At 74.7% G+C, this 13,627-nt stretch carries 11 protein-coding genes and 1 riboswitch; of the genes, 9 read left to right on the forward strand and 2 right to left on the reverse strand.

Going from position 1 to position 13,627, the window contains the following annotated elements; all coding sequences use genetic code 11:
* Positions 1-2 precede the first annotated feature (2 nt).
* The 4 genes from OG823_RS28940 (at position 3) to OG823_RS28955 (ending at position 4,579) form a co-directional block, all read left to right on the forward strand.
* A complete protein-coding gene (locus tag OG823_RS28940) occupies positions 3-848 on the forward strand; it encodes a hypothetical protein (RefSeq protein ID WP_371483034.1) in 846 nt (281 codons plus the stop codon).
* Positions 845-2,344: a hypothetical protein gene (locus OG823_RS28945; RefSeq protein WP_371483035.1), complete on the forward strand. Its 1,500-nt coding sequence runs from the start codon at positions 845-847 to the stop codon at positions 2,342-2,344. The genes OG823_RS28940 and OG823_RS28945 overlap by 4 nt, the downstream gene beginning before the upstream one ends.
* A 226-nt stretch (positions 2,345-2,570) precedes the next feature.
* On the forward strand, positions 2,571-3,578 hold the full coding sequence (locus tag OG823_RS28950) for a GlxA family transcriptional regulator (RefSeq protein ID WP_371483036.1): 1,008 nt from the start codon (positions 2,571-2,573) through the stop codon (positions 3,576-3,578).
* 224 nt (positions 3,579-3,802) lie between these two features.
* Entirely contained in the window at positions 3,803-4,579 is a 777-nt protein-coding gene (locus tag OG823_RS28955; RefSeq protein WP_371483037.1) for an MBL fold metallo-hydrolase, read from the forward strand.
* 146 nt (positions 4,580-4,725) lie between these two features.
* Here OG823_RS28955 and OG823_RS28960 read toward each other — a convergent pair whose 3' ends face one another.
* Positions 4,726-6,147: a glycosyl hydrolase gene (locus OG823_RS28960; RefSeq protein WP_371483038.1), complete on the reverse strand. Its 1,422-nt coding sequence runs from the start codon at positions 6,145-6,147 to the stop codon at positions 4,726-4,728.
* A gap of 623 nt (positions 6,148-6,770) precedes the next feature.
* Complete coding sequence (locus OG823_RS28965; protein WP_371483039.1) at positions 6,771-7,346, reverse strand: TetR/AcrR family transcriptional regulator; 576 nt, start codon at positions 7,344-7,346, stop codon at positions 6,771-6,773.
* 70 nt (positions 7,347-7,416) lie between these two features.
* Between OG823_RS28965 and OG823_RS28970 the strand changes: the two genes are divergently transcribed.
* The 5 genes from OG823_RS28970 (at position 7,417) to OG823_RS28990 (ending at position 13,524) form a co-directional block, all read left to right on the forward strand.
* Entirely contained in the window at positions 7,417-8,310 is an 894-nt protein-coding gene (locus OG823_RS28970; protein WP_371483040.1) for an NADP-dependent oxidoreductase, read from the forward strand.
* A 280-nt stretch (positions 8,311-8,590) separates the two neighbouring features.
* Positions 8,591-8,819: riboswitch (cobalamin riboswitch) on the forward strand.
* A gap of 136 nt (positions 8,820-8,955) precedes the next feature.
* Positions 8,956-11,265 (forward strand): 5-methyltetrahydropteroyltriglutamate--homocysteine S-methyltransferase, encoded by a 2,310-nt coding sequence (gene metE / locus OG823_RS28975; protein WP_371483041.1) that lies wholly within the window; start codon positions 8,956-8,958, stop codon positions 11,263-11,265.
* A gap of 203 nt (positions 11,266-11,468) precedes the next feature.
* On the forward strand, positions 11,469-12,425 hold the full coding sequence (locus OG823_RS28980; RefSeq protein WP_371483042.1) for a 2-hydroxyacid dehydrogenase: 957 nt from the start codon (positions 11,469-11,471) through the stop codon (positions 12,423-12,425).
* Between the two features lie 332 nt (positions 12,426-12,757).
* Positions 12,758-12,901, forward strand: a complete 144-nt coding sequence (locus tag OG823_RS28985) for a hypothetical protein (RefSeq protein WP_371483043.1) — start codon at positions 12,758-12,760, stop codon at positions 12,899-12,901.
* Complete coding sequence (locus OG823_RS28990; protein WP_371483044.1) at positions 12,880-13,524, forward strand: GAP family protein; 645 nt, start codon at positions 12,880-12,882, stop codon at positions 13,522-13,524. Before OG823_RS28985 ends, OG823_RS28990 begins: the two co-directional genes overlap by 22 nt.
* The last annotated feature ends 103 nt before the right edge of the window (positions 13,525-13,627 follow it).

Genomic DNA, 13,627 nt, shown 5'->3' on the forward strand with positions numbered 1-13,627 from the left:
CGATGAACCGCCGCCCGACCGTCCGGGACCGCTTCCGCCACCGCTACGGCGCGCACCCCCTGCACCTGCTCCTGATGGCCTGCTGTTTCGCGCTCGCCTCCTACGCCGCCGTGCGGCTGCTCAGCGGCCGGACCCTGGAGGTCGCCCTCTGGTTCATCGGTGGAGCCCTGGTGCACGACCTCGTCCTCGTCCCCCTCTACTCCGGCGCGGACCGCGCGGCCCAGGCCACCCTGGGCCCGCGACCCGGGGAGGCGTGCCGGCCTGCCCGCGCCGGCTTCGTCAACCACGTACGGGTCCCCGCCTTCCTCTCCCTCCTGCTCCTCCTGGTCTGGTTCCCGCTGGTCCTCGACCTCTCCGATCCCTACACCCGTGACACCGGGCTCTCGGAGAGCGTTTACCTGGGGCGGTGGCTGCTCGTCACCGCTGTCCTGTTCGGGATCTCCGCGCTGCTGCTGGTCGCGCGTGCCCTGTTCGCCGGGCGTGCCGTGCGACGGAGCCCGGCCCCTCCGGACGCTCCCCCTTCGGACGGTCCCCCACCGGGGCCGAGTGCCACGCCGGGTACGGCGGTGGCGGCCGCCGCGTCGCCCGCTGCCGCGGCCACCGCGCGGGCTGTCGCGCCGGCTGTCGCGCCGGTGGGCGCCGCCGCCCACCGGGGCCCGGTCGTCCCGGCGCGGGCGGGACGGCGGATCCGTCGGATACGTCCCGTGACCGCCGCCGCTCTGGCGACGGCCGCGGGATCGGCCCTCGTACTCGCCGTCGTACTCGCCCGGCGGGCGTCGTGCCGCGCCCGCCGGACACCGTCCGGCCGACGGGATCCACGCCCGCTCCGAAAGGCCGCACCCCGATGACCGAGTCCCACGCGCGCGGCGCGGCGCACCAGCGACTGCACACGGCCCGGTCCGATCCACCGCCCGCACGGGACGGGAATCCTGACGGGGGCCCGGACCACGGCGACGACCGTGCCGCGGTGACGAAGGACCCAGGCGCCTGCCGTCCCGCGCGGGGCGGCCGGCGGGCGGACGCGGTGACCGCCGCCGCGGGCGCACTGCTGCTCGTGGCGGCGGCCCTGATCGGCGCGGCGATCCAACGGGCCGACGGAACCCTCCAGGTGCCGTGGCCGCCCCTGCAGGCGTCCTGGCTGCCGCACCTGGGCCCGGGGACGCCGGCCGCGGTGCTGGTCGCGGTGGCGGTCGTCAGCCGGGCGCCGGGACTGGCCCGGCGGTTGTCCTGGCGGCGTCTCCTGGTGGTGACCTGGGGGGCGGCGATGGCCTGGACCTGGGCGCTGGCGCTGGTGGACGGCTGGCAGCGCGGCGTGGCCGGCAGACTGACCACCGGTTTCGAGTACCTGTCCCAGATCGACCGCTTCGCCGACGTCCCCGCCGCCCTGCGGGACTACACCCAGCACATCCTGAGCACCCAGCCGCAGCCCTGGGCCACCCACGTGGCCGGGCACCCGCCCGGCGCCGTCCTGACCTTCGTCGGCCTGGACCGGCTGGGCCTGGGCGGCGGGGCCTGGGCCGCGGTCTGGTGCATCACCACCGGCAGCTCGGCCGCGGCGGCCGCCCTGGTGGCCGTCCGCGCACTGGGCGACGAGGCGACCGCACGACGGGCGGCCCCCTTCCTGGCGCTGTCCCCGGCCGCGATCTGGGTCGGCGTCTGCGCCGACGGCTACTTCACCGGCGTCGTCACCTGGGGGCTGGCACTGCTCGCGCCGGCCGCCACCCGGGCCACCGCCCGGCCCCGGAGCGCCGCGCTCGCCGCCGGGCTGCTGCTCGGCCTCGCCGCCTACCTGTCCTACGGCCTGGTGCTCGTCGCGGTACCGGCCACCGCCGTGCTGCTGCTGGCCCGCACGGCGCGACCGCTGCCCGCCGCCGTCCTCGGCGCCGCCTCCGTGGCGGCCGCGTTCACGGTGGCCGGGTTCGCCTGGTGGCAGGCCTATCCGCTGCTGGTCCAGCGCTACTACCAGGGAGCGGGCGGCATCCGCCCGTACGGCTACTGGGTCTGGGCCGATCTCGCCTGCGCCCTGTTCAGCACCGGTCTCGCCGCCCTCGCCGCGACCCGACGCGCACTGGCGGCCACGCCGTCGGCCGTGATCCGGCTGCGCACAGGGGCGCCGAGTGGCCCCCAGGTGGTCGCCGTCCTGGCCGCCGCAGCGGTACTCACCGTCCTGATCGCCGACCTGACCGGGATGAGCAAGGCCGAGACGGAACGGATCTGGCTGCCCTTCACCATCTGGCTGCTGCCCGCCGCCGCCCTGCTCCCCGGGCGCGACCACCGTCGCTGGCTCGCGTGCCAGGCCGTCCTCGCGCTGCTGGTCAACCACCTCCTGCTCACCCTCTGGTGAGGCGCGGCCGAGCCCCACGGCGTCCCCGCCGGGAGCCCGCCACCCGCCGCCCGCCACCCGGCACCCGCCGCCCGGCGCCCGGCGCCCGGCGGTTCGGGCGGCGAGCACCCGCCGCGCCCGGGTGCGCCCGCGCGGCGGGTGCGCTGTCGCCGGGCCTCGTCCGGTGGCCGTTTCTGACAGAAGCCGGTCATTGCGGACGCACCCGCCGGGGCGTGAGGATCGTGCCATGGCCGAACCGCGCAGAGTCGTCATCGCCGCCTTCCCGGGCGTCGAGTTGTTGGACGTCACGGGACCGGCGGAGGTGTTCTCCATCGCCTCCCGTCTGCTGGGCACCGGCACGCCCGGCTACCGGGTGGAGGTCGCGGCGCGGGCCGCGGGGGAGCTGGCCACCTCGGGCGGGATCCGCCTGGTGGCGGACCTCGCGCTGGAGGAGGTGCGGGGCCGGGTGGACACCCTGCTCGTGGCGGGGGCGATGGACCTGTCCGCCGGGCGGGTCTCGGCGGTGGTCGATCCCTTCGTGGCGGGCTGGCTCGTCGGCGCCGGCCCACGGGCACGCCGCGTCGCGGGGCTCTGCGCCGGTGCGCACCTACTGGCGGCGGCCGGGATGCTGGACGGCTCGAAGGCCACGACGCACTGGCTGACCGCGGACCAGCTCGCCTCCGAGCATCCGCGCATCGACGTCGACCCGGATCCGATCTTCATTCGGGTGGGGCGGGTGTGGACCTGCGCGGGCGTGACCGCGGTGCTGGACCTGGCCCTGGCCATGGTCGCCGAGGACCACGGCCAGGCCCTGGCGCTGGAGACGGCCAGGGCGATGGTCATGTACGTCAAACGCCCGGGCGGGCAGAGCCAGTTCAGTGTCCCACTGTCCCTCCAGGCGCCGGTGGACGACCGCATCGACGGCCTGCGGCTGTGGATGCAGGACCATCTGGCCGAGGAGCTGCCCGTCCCGGTCCTCGCGGAACGGCTGCACCTGAGCGTGCGGCACTTCTCCCGCCTGTTCCGCCGCCGTACCGGCCGCACCCCGGCCGACTACCTGGAGGCCGTCCGACTGGAGGCCGCCCGGCGTCTGCTGGAGGAGAGCGACCGCGGCCTGGCGGACATCGCCGCCGGCACCGGCCTCGGGTCCGTCGAGACCCTGCACCGGGCGTTCAGGACCAGGCTGCGCACCACCCCGGCGGAGTACCGGCGCCGATTCCGTTCCCCCGACGTGGTGGCCCCGGGCGCCGACTGACCGGTTCACCCGGTTCACCCGCACATCGGCCCCGGCGGTCGGCGCCCTCGCGCGCCGGGCGTCCGGTCCGTCACGCCCTCAGCCGGATTCCCAGCCGGATTCCCAACCGGACGCACTCAGCCGTGTTCACGGTCGGAACCGCATGCCCGCCCGCACACCCGCAGGCCCACGCCCACGTACACGTCCGCACCCGCACCCGCACCCGCACCGCTACGGAGCCCCTCATGTCACGCACCAAGGTCATCGCGATCCCGGTCCTGGGACGGCACGCCGTCAACGCGTACCTGCTCCTGGGCCGCCACCCGGTCGTCGTGGACGCCGGAACCCCCGGAAGCGGGCCGCTGATCCGTGACGCCGTCGCCCGCAACGGCGTGGACCCGGCCGACGTCAGGCTGATCGTCATCACCCACGGGCACATCGACCACTTCGGGTCCGCCGCCGAACTGCACCGGCTCACCGGCGCACCCGTCGCCGGGCACGTCGCGGACCTCCAGCCGTACCGCAGCGGCCGGGTCCGCGAACCGTACCTGCCGACCGGTCCGATGGGGCGCCTGATGGACCGCAGCCGCCAACTGCACGCCGCCGTCGAGCCGTTCGAGCCCGGTGTGCTGATCCGCGGCGAGTACGCTCTGCACGAGCACGGGATCGACGCCCGCGTCATGCCCACCCCCGGGCACACCGCCGGCTCGATCTCCGTCCTCACCGACGAGGGGGATCTGGTGGCCGGTGATCTGGTCGCCAACTCCTTCATGGGCCTGATCCCCGGCCGTCCCGCCAACCCGCCCTTCCACGACGACCCGCAGCGCAACCTGGCCAGCCTGCGGGAGATGCTGGCCCTCAAGCCGACCCGGCTTCACGTCGGACACGGTGTCCCGCTGGATCCCGTGCGGGTCGAGCGCTGGGCACTGCGGGAGCAGCGACGACTGGACGAACTGGCGGCCACCGGACGTCTGCGAGCCCGCCCGTCGAGCGGTGATCTGCCCGACCCGCAGGAGTGCTGACGACCGTCCGCCGCCCGTCAGCCGCATCCTTCGACCGTGGCGGCCCCGTGCCGCCCCACCACGGCGCCGTGGCGCGGGTGGGGCGGCACGGGGCCGTGGCGGGACGGGCGGCACGGGTGTCCCGCAGGGGCCCGGTGGCGGGGCGGTCAGCCCGGCAGGGTCCAGCGCTGCCAGGCGTTGCTGTTGCAGTCCCAGATCTGCAGCTGGGTACCGTCGGCGCTGCTGCCGCCCGGTACGTCCAGGCACCGGCCGGACACCGGGTTCCGCAGCTGCCCGGAGGTCTGGGCCTGCCACTGCTGGGCGCTCGTGCCGTTGCAGTCGTACAGCTGGATCCGGGTGCCGTTCGCCGTACCGGCGGACGTGATGTCCAGGCAACGGCCGGAGTTGGGGTTGCGGAGGGTGCCGTCCGTGCCGACGGTCCAGGTCTGCGCGACGCCCGTGGAGCAGGTGTAGAGCTGGACGGCGGTGCCGTTGGCGGTGCCCGAGGCCCGGGCGTCCAGGCACTTGCCGGCCAGACCGGTGACGGCTCCGGTCCTGGGGCCGGGCGTGGGGGTCCCGGTCGTCCCGCTCGGGAGGGTGATCTCGCCCTGGTTGAGCACACGGGGCAGGAAGTACCCCGTCTGGATCTCGGCGTTGGTGTTGTCGCCCTTCAACTGCTCGGACCACATCATGAAGTAGGACCAGCGAGGCTGGGCGTCCAGCAGAGCGGCGGTGGGGATCTTCCCCAACTCCGCGATGGCCATCGGCTTGCTCCCCGCGATGGCCTGCAACTGCTGGTAGTCCGCGGCACTGGGGTAGTCCTTGTACCAGGCGTCCAGCGAGGCGACATCCACGTACGCGTCGCCGGGGTAGTAGCCGCTCCAGCCGCCGGCCGGATTGTCCTGGACGTTCCAGACCCAGATCAGGTTGCTCAGACCCTTGGTGTTCGCCAGGTAGTCATGGGTGATCTGGTAGAGGCGGGCACTGCCGGAGGCACCGGGGCGGTGGCCCCACCAGTTCCAGGACTCGTTCATCTCGTGCAGGGGACGGAACAGCACCGGCACCCCGGCGTCCTTCAACTGCTGGAGGTAGGGAACGGCTTCGTCGAGGCGCTGCTTCCATGCCAGGTTGAGGGCCGTGCCGTCGGTGATGATCTGGTTGAACTGGGCATCCGTGATGCTGGACTTGACGCCCCCGTCGAAGGCGCAGGAACTGCCGCCGGTGGGCGGGCAGACGTGCCACGTCAGCGCGACCAGGGAGCCGTTGGCCCATTCCGTTCTGGCCTGGTCGATCACGCTCTGACGGTTGGCGACGTCGGCGGCGTTGAACATCAGGTCGCCGCCCCACAGGCCCGGGTACTGGCCGGTGATGTCCTTGACCTGCTGGGTGTACTGGCCGGGAGCGCTCGCGGGCTCCTTGTTGTGCTGGCCGGACACGATGCTCGTGCCGGTGATGGATTTCAGGTAGGCCAGCACGTCCTGCTTGGCGGAGGCGGGGAAGGCCTGGGCCGTGGAGGGGGCCGTCAACAGTGCCAGCATGAGTGCCAGCAGGGCGGCCGGGGCGGTGGACCAGGTAAGTGCTCTGCGCATACCGGTTCGGCTCTCTCGTGTGGGGTCGGTCAGCCGTTGCCGTGGCCAGGACAGCGAGGGTGCTGCCGGCCGGTGCCGCCCCGGTCGTCGGGTCGCCGTGGCGGGGGCGCCGGGTGGGGTGGTGGAGGGGCCCGGCAGGGGCGGCCGCACGCGCGCGACGGCCGGGATCCGGCCGAGGCGCACGTGCGGCACTGGCATGACTTAACCGAGTAAGTGCCCCAGACCATAAGGTCGGGCCTTGTCGCTGTCAATGGATCGCGACGCCATCCGGCGGACGGAATTCCGGCCGGTTGTCCTCACCTGCGATGTCGTCAATCCGCCGGCGGGGCAGGCACGATGGCGGCAACTCCGGCGTCCGGTTCACTGCGGCCGCCCTGCCGCCCGCACCCCGCCGTCCGCATCCTGGCGCGGATGTCATCGCTGAACCGGGTAAGTTGCCCGGCCCGGCGCCGGGCTCGGCGGTCCACTGTTCAGGCCGGTCGGCCGAGTCCACCCGGTGTCCGAGTCGAGGACCCGGGCCGACGGGGGGCACCTGATCGGGCGAACGGATCCGGGAGGGGCCAACCGGGGCAAGCCGCATGCGTCGTGCCCCGGCCCCGGCCGCAGTGCGCGGGCGCCCCGGTTCAGGGCGCGGTGGCTTCCCAGGCCGCCTCGATCATCCGGAAGACCTCGTCCACCGTGGCCTCGGGATCGTCCGCCCGGCAGGCGAGCGCGTAGGCGTCGATGGCGAACCGCGCGGTCGCCCGGCAGGCCGTCGTACTCCGGGTCAGGTGGGGATCGGCGGCCAGTGCCGCTGCCAGCGCCTGCGCGTGACGCAGGCTCATCGACTCCTCGTACTCCCGCAGGGCGGGCGATCCCTCGATCATGCGTCGGACGGGTGCACTGCCCTCCGCCGTGCAGTGCCGCACCAGGGCCTGGACCTCGCGGTGCAGTGCCGGGACGGGCGGGTCGAGCGGAGGCCGGTCGATCACCGCCCGCGTGAGGCGCTGCTCGAAGTCCTGGTCGCGCTCGAACACCAGGGCCTCCTTCGAGGCGAAGTGGGCGAAGACGGTGGTGACGGCCACGTCGGCCTCGGCTGCCACGTCACGGATGCCCACGGCGTCGTACCCGCGCTCCAGGAAGAGGCGCAGCGCCGTGTCGGCGATCTTCTGGCGCGTCACGGCCTTCTTGCGGTCGCGGCGTCCGGGCGGCTCGGTCATGCCATGACCCTACCAGGTATGAATCAATAACTGTTGTGAAACACTAACTGTTAGGTCTATCTTCGGCCGCATGAGGAAAATCAGCTTCGCCGAGTTCGGCGGTCCCGAGGTCCTGCAACTGGTGGAAGCCGAGGAGCCCCACGCGGGCCCCGGTCGGATACGCATCGCCGTACGGGCGGCGGGTGTCAACCCCGTCGACTGGAGGATCCGGGAGGGCCAGGTTCTGGGAGCCCATCCGGTCGAGCTGCCCGCCGGGCTCGGACTGGACGCCGCCGGGGTGGTGGACGAGGTCGGTGAGGGCGTCGAGGGGGTCGAGGTCGGCGACCGCGTGTTCGGCGAAGGTGCCGACACGTACGCCGAATTCGCTGTGCTGTCGGCCTGGGCCCGGATGCCCGAGGGGCTGCCCTTCGAGGAGGCGGCCGGGTACCCGTCGGTGGTGGAGACCGCGCTGCGCGTCATCCGCGAGGTCGGCGTGCGGCCCGGCCAGACACTGCTGGTCAGCGGCGCGTCCGGCGGCGTCGGGTCGGCGGTGCTGCAGATCGCGCGCGCGCGCGGCATCGCGGTGATCGGCACGGCCGGGGCTGCGAACCAGGACTACCTGCGCGGCCTGGGCGCCCTCGCCACGACCTACCACGAGGGCTGGGTCGACCGGGTGCGGCTTTTCGGCCGGGTCGACGCGGCCCTCGACCTGGCCGGCTCGGGCGTCATCCGCGAACTCGTCGAGCTGACAGGGCACCCGCGCAAGGTCGTCTCCATCGCCGACCTCGGCGCGCCGCAGCTGGGCGTCCGGTTCTCCGGCGTGGCCGGGAGCGTGCCGGACGCGCTCGCCGAGGCCGTCGACCTCATCTCCACGGGCAGACTCCACATCCCGGTCGAGAAGTCGTACCCGCTCACCGAGGCAGCGGCGGCGCACACCGACAGCCGCCTCGGTCATACCCGGGGGCGCCGGGTCCTGGTCGTCTGAGGCGCGGCCCGCGCGGCATTCCGCAGCCGCGCGGCCCGCTCGGCGTCCCGCGCCGACCGGCCGGTCACCAGCGGGTGGGGGAGCGGCGTCGGACGAAGCGGGCAGACGCGCCTCGCCCGCCAGGGCGACCGCGGCGCCCTCCGCCGGGATCCGGTTCGGGCCGTCGGCCCTTCCGGGGGGCCGGTCGCCGCCCGGTGCGGAGGCGGCCAGGACATCGCCTGTCCCGCTCGTCGGTCCGGGCGGTGGGCGGGGGATCTCACGGACGCGCGGCCGGCGTACTAGGCTGTGGCTCGCAGTTGGTTCGCCCTGTCCGCCAGGCAGGTGCGTCGTAAGAGGGAACCCGGTGTGAATCCGGGACTGCCCCGCAGCGGTGAGTGGGAACGACCGCCGTCACATGCACTGGGCCCCAGCGGGGCCCGGGAAGCGACGGCCAGTAGGTGCCGGACAGGCCGAAGGCCCGACCGGTGTGCCCATGAGTCCGAAGACCTGCCACTGCCCGTGTGCGACCGCACGCGGTGATCTCGGTGACCTCGTGGGCGGGTCGGCGGAGCGGGCGGGCCCATCCCGGTGCCACGCCCCGACTGCTGTTCCTTCGTGCCCCCGTGCCCTCCCGGGATCGCAACGCGACTCGCGAAGGAGAGTTCCGTGTCACCGAGTTCGACCACACCGCCGGCCACCGTCCACGGCTACCCGCGTCAGGGCCCGAACCGAGAGCTGAAGAAGGCGATCGAGGGGTACTGGGCGGGGCGCGTCACCGCGGCCGACCTGCGCACCGCCGCCGCCGGGCTGCGCCGCGACACCTGGCGGCGCCTCACCGAGGCCGGTATCGCCGAAGTGCCCACCGGGGACTTCTCGTTGTACGACCACGTGCTCGACGCCACCGTCGCGGTGGGCGCCGTTCCGGAGCGGCACCGCGCCGCCGTCGAGGCGGATCCGCTGGACGGGTACTTCGCCATGGCCCGCGGCACCCAGGCGGTCGCACCGCTGGAGATGACCAAGTGGTTCGACACCAACTACCACTATCTCGTGCCCGAGTTGGGACCGGACACCGCATTCGCCGCCAACTCGTCCAAGGCGGTCGGCGAACTGCGCGAGGCGATCGCGCTGGGCCACACCGCACGGCCGGTCCTGGTCGGCCCGCTGACCTACCTGCTGCTCGCCAAGCCCGCCCCCGGGGTGGCGGCGGACTTCCGGCCGCTGACCCTGCTGGACCGCCTGCTGCCCGTCTACGCCGAGCTCCTGGCGGACCTGCGAGCGGCCGGCGCCGAGTGGGTCCAGCTGGACGAGCCCGCGCTCGTCCAGGACCGCAGCCCGGCGGAGTTGAACGCCGCGGCGCGGATCTACCGTGACCTCGGCGCTCTCGCGGACCGACCCAGGATCCTGGTCGCGACGTACTTCGGCCGAGCCGGTGAGGCCCTGCCGATCCTGGCCAGGGCCCCGATCGAGGGCGTCGCCCTCGACTTCACCGGGCCCGGCGCCGCCAACCTGGACGAACTCGCCGCCGTCGGCGGCCTGCCCGGCAAGCGCCTGGTCGCGGGGGTGGTGGACGGCCGCAACATCTGGATCAACGACCTGGAGAAGTCGCTCGCCACCCTGGCCACCCTGCTCGGCCTGGCCGACCGGGTGGACGTCGCGCCGTCCTGCTCCCTGCTGCACGTCCCGCTCGACGCCGACGCGGAGCGCGACCTCGACCCGCAGGTCGCCCGCTGGCTGGCCTTCGCCCGCCAGAAGACCGACGAGACCGTGCTGCTCGCCAGGGCCCTGAGCCAGGGCACGCACACCCTGACGGCCGAACTGGCGGCCAACCGCGCCGACCTGGCCTCCCGCGCCGCCTCCGCGCTCACCCACGACCCGGCCGTCCGCGCCCGGGCCGGCGCCGCCACGGCGGAGCACGCCCGCCGGGCCCGGACCTATCCCGAGCGGGCCGAGGCCCAGCGGGCCCGGCTGGGCCTGCCGTTGCTGCCGACCACCACCATCGGCTCCTTCCCGCAGACCACCGAACTGCGCACCGCCCGCGCCGACCTGCGCGCCGGGCGCCTCGGCGCCGACGGCTACCGCGAGCGGATGGAGGCCGAGGTCCGCGAGGTGATCGCCTACCAGGAGAAGGCCGGCCTGGACGTCCTCGTCCACGGTGAACCCGAACGCAACGACATGGTCCAGTACTTCGCCGAACAGCTCACCGGCTACCTCGCCACCAGGCACGGCTGGGTGCAGTCCTACGGCACCCGCTACGTCCGCCCGCCGGTCCTGGCCGGCGACATCTCCCGTCCGCACCCGATGACCGTCGACTGGTACCGCTTCGCACAGGATCTGACGGACCGTCCGGTCAAGGGCATGCTCACCGGCCCGGTCACCATGCTCGCCTGGTCCTTCGTCCGCGACGACCAGCCCCTCGCCGACACCGCCCGCCAGGTCGCCCTCGCCCTGCGCGAGGAGGTCACCGACCTGGAGGCCGCCGGCGCCGCCGTCATCCAGGTGGACGAGCCCGCCCTGCGCGAAACCCTCCCGCTGCGCGCCGCGGACCGCCCGGCCTACCTGGCCTGGGCCACCGGGGCCTTCCGTCTCAGCACCTCGGGCGTGCGGGCGGACACCCAGATCCACACCCACATGTGCTACGCCGAGTTCGGCGAGATCATGACCGCGATCGACGAGCTCGACGCGGACGTGATCTCCCTGGAGGCGGCCCGCTCGCACATGCAGGTCGCCCACGAGCTGGCCGGGGCCGGCTACCCCCGTGAGGTCGGGCCGGGCGTCTACGACATCCACTCCCCGCGGGTGCCCGGCACCGAGGAGGCCGCCGCCCTGCTCCGCGCCGGCCTGGCGGCCATTCCCGCCGAGCGGCTCTGGGTCAACCCCGACTGCGGACTGAAGACCCGCGGCTGGCCGGAGACCCGGGCCTCCCTGGAGCACCTGGTCGAAGCGGCGCGCCTGGTCCGGGCGGAGCTGACCGGCTGACGAGGACGCCGGGGACCGGCCGGGCGCCCGCACACGGCCCGGCCCGTCCCCGGCCCGTCCCCGGCCCGGCCCGGCCCCGGCACTCCCGGACGACGGCGCAGCCTGGACGGTGCCGCCCGGCCGGGCAACGGCTCTCGGACGGGGGGCACCGACCCCGGCGGCCGGGGTTTGCCGTCGCCGGTGATCGCTGTTGAGATCGGCTCATGAGCCCTTCGAGCGCCCGGCCCGCCGGCCCCCCGGCCAGGATCCTGCTTCCCTACCCGACCGAGCGGATCGGCCTGCCGGGGGTGGCGGCCGAACTGTGGGACGGCCGGGGCGAGGGCCCGCCCCGCAGGGTGCTCGACGAGGTGGAGTTCTTCGTCGTCCCGTACACCTTCGCGTCGGCGGCCGTGCCGCTGCTCGCGCGGATGCCCCGGTTGCGGATCGTGCAGAGCCTGTCGGCGGGCGTCGAGGGCCTGCTGCCGGCCGTGCCGCCCGGTGCGGCGCTCTGCAACGCCAGGGGCGTCCACGACGCGAGCACGGCCGAGCTCGCGCTCACCCTGATCCTCTCCTCCCTGCGCGGCCTGCCGGGCTTCGTCCGGGCGCAGGACGCCGGTGCCTGGCAGGGCGGATCGTTCGCCTCGCTCGCCGACCGTACGGTGCTGGTGGTCGGCCACGGCTCGATCGGCGCGGCCGTCGAGGAGCGCCTGGTGCCGTTCGAGTGCGAGGTGCTCAGGGTCGCCCGCAGCGCCCGGACGGCGGCCCGCGGGCCGGTGCACGCCCTCGCCGACCTCCCGGCCCTGCTGCCCCGGGCCGACGTCGTGGTGCTGACCGTCCCGCTCACCGACGGGACCAGGGGGCTGGTGGACGCGGCCTTCCTCGCCGCGATGAAGGACGGCGCCCTGCTGGTCAACGTGGCCCGTGGCGCCGTGGTGGACACCACGGCCCTCCTCGCCGAACTGCGCGGCGGCCGGCTGAGCGCCGCGCTCGACGTCACCGACCCCGAGCCGCTGCCCGCCGGCCACCCGCTCTGGCAGGCGCCCGGCACCCTGATCACGCCTCACGTGGGCGGCAACAGCTCCGCCTTCCTGCCCCGGGCCCTGCGCCTGATCCGCGCCCAGCTGGAGCGCTTCCTCGCCGGTGAGCCACCGAGGAACGTGGTGTCCCCGCCCGCCGGCTGAACCCGGCGGGTCGGCCGCGCCCGACCGGGGCCCGTTACGCCGTCGGAGGGGCGCGGCCGTCCCGAACGGACGAGCGGGGCGAGCCGCTCACCCCCGGACGGGCCGGCGCCACGGAGTGTGGCCCCGGTACGGGTACGGGTACGGGGCCGCCACCGGCGGGCGGCGAACGACGGGAGACGGCAGTGACATCGTCCGCGGACGAGCGCCCCGGACGCGGCCCGCGCTCCGCGCTCCGGCTCCCGCGCTCCGCGCTCCGGCTCCCGCGCTCCGCGCTCCGGGCTCCGTCGCCGGCAGGACGGCGCGGCCGCTCGGCGCGAGCGGCCGGGGCCCGCGTGAGCACCGCGGTGCACCTGCCGGCGAGCGCCCCCGCGCAGTCGCTGCCCGCCCGGGAGCTGGTGGCCTTCACCCTGGCCTCCCAACGCGCGGTGACGGCCGAGCGCGGCGGGAGGTGGCGATGGTCCTCGACCTGCTCCTGATCGGCCTGGCCATCACCCTGGAGCCCGTACCCGTGACGGCCTTCATCCTGCTGCTCTCCGCCGACCGGGGCCTGCGCAAGGGGCTGGCCTTCGTGCTGGCGTGGCTCGGCTGCCTGGTCCTGGTCCTGGCCATGGTGGTCGCGGCGACCGGGGGCACGCCGTTCCAGCGCAGCAGCACCCCCTCGACGGCGGTGCTGGCCTTCAAGATCGCCCTGGGCGTCGGCCTGGTCGGCTACGGCGAGCACCGCCGGCGCCGGCTCGGCCGCCCCCACCGGCCCCCGGCCTGGGCCGGCCGGCTGAACCGCCTCTCGCCCTGGACGGCGGCCGGCACGGCCGTCCTGCTCCAGCCGTGGGCCCTGGTCGCGGCCGGCTGCGCGACGGTGGTGGACGCGGACCTGTCGCACGTCACGACCTACCTGGCGCTGACCGGCTTCTGCCTGCTCGCCAGCTCCAGCCTGCTGGTGATGCTGGTCCACGCCGCCCTGTGGCCCGCCGCCGCGCAGGAGCGCCTCGGGCGGCTGCGCGCCTGGATGGAGGCCCACCAGGACCCGACCGTCGTCCTGCTCTGCCTGCTGATCGGCCTCTGGCTGGTCGGCAGGAGCATCTACCAGCTCGTCGGATAGGACGGCGGTGAGGCGCCCGGTCGGCCGCCCCCGGCGGTGAGGCGCCCCGGTCGGCCGACCGGAGGACTGGGCCGACGGAGTGACGGCGGAGGGTTCATCGGGA

The organism is Kitasatospora sp. NBC_00315 (assembly GCF_041435095.1).
Lineage (GTDB): Bacteria > Actinomycetota > Actinomycetes > Streptomycetales > Streptomycetaceae > Kitasatospora.

What these genes read in the sequence shown, in the direction of transcription:
- OG823_RS28950 (WP_371483036.1), top strand. Translation starts at nt 2,571, where the DNA reads ATGGCCGAACCGCGCAGAGTCGTCATCGCCGCCTTCCCGGGCGTCGAG.
- OG823_RS28960 (WP_371483038.1), bottom strand. Translation starts at nt 6,147, where the DNA reads ATGCGCAGAGCACTTACCTGGTCCACCGCCCCGGCCGCCCTGCTGGCA.
- OG823_RS28945 (WP_371483035.1), top strand. Translation starts at nt 845, where the DNA reads ATGACCGAGTCCCACGCGCGCGGCGCGGCGCACCAGCGACTGCACACG.
- OG823_RS28970 (WP_371483040.1), top strand. Translation starts at nt 7,417, where the DNA reads ATGAGGAAAATCAGCTTCGCCGAGTTCGGCGGTCCCGAGGTCCTGCAA.
- OG823_RS28980 (WP_371483042.1), top strand. Translation starts at nt 11,469, where the DNA reads ATGAGCCCTTCGAGCGCCCGGCCCGCCGGCCCCCCGGCCAGGATCCTG.
- OG823_RS28965 (WP_371483039.1), bottom strand. Translation starts at nt 7,346, where the DNA reads ATGACCGAGCCGCCCGGACGCCGCGACCGCAAGAAGGCCGTGACGCGC.
- OG823_RS28955 (WP_371483037.1), top strand. Translation starts at nt 3,803, where the DNA reads ATGTCACGCACCAAGGTCATCGCGATCCCGGTCCTGGGACGGCACGCC.
- OG823_RS28940 (WP_371483034.1), top strand. Translation starts at nt 3, where the DNA reads ATGAACCGCCGCCCGACCGTCCGGGACCGCTTCCGCCACCGCTACGGC.
- OG823_RS28990 (WP_371483044.1), top strand. Translation starts at nt 12,880, where the DNA reads ATGGTCCTCGACCTGCTCCTGATCGGCCTGGCCATCACCCTGGAGCCC.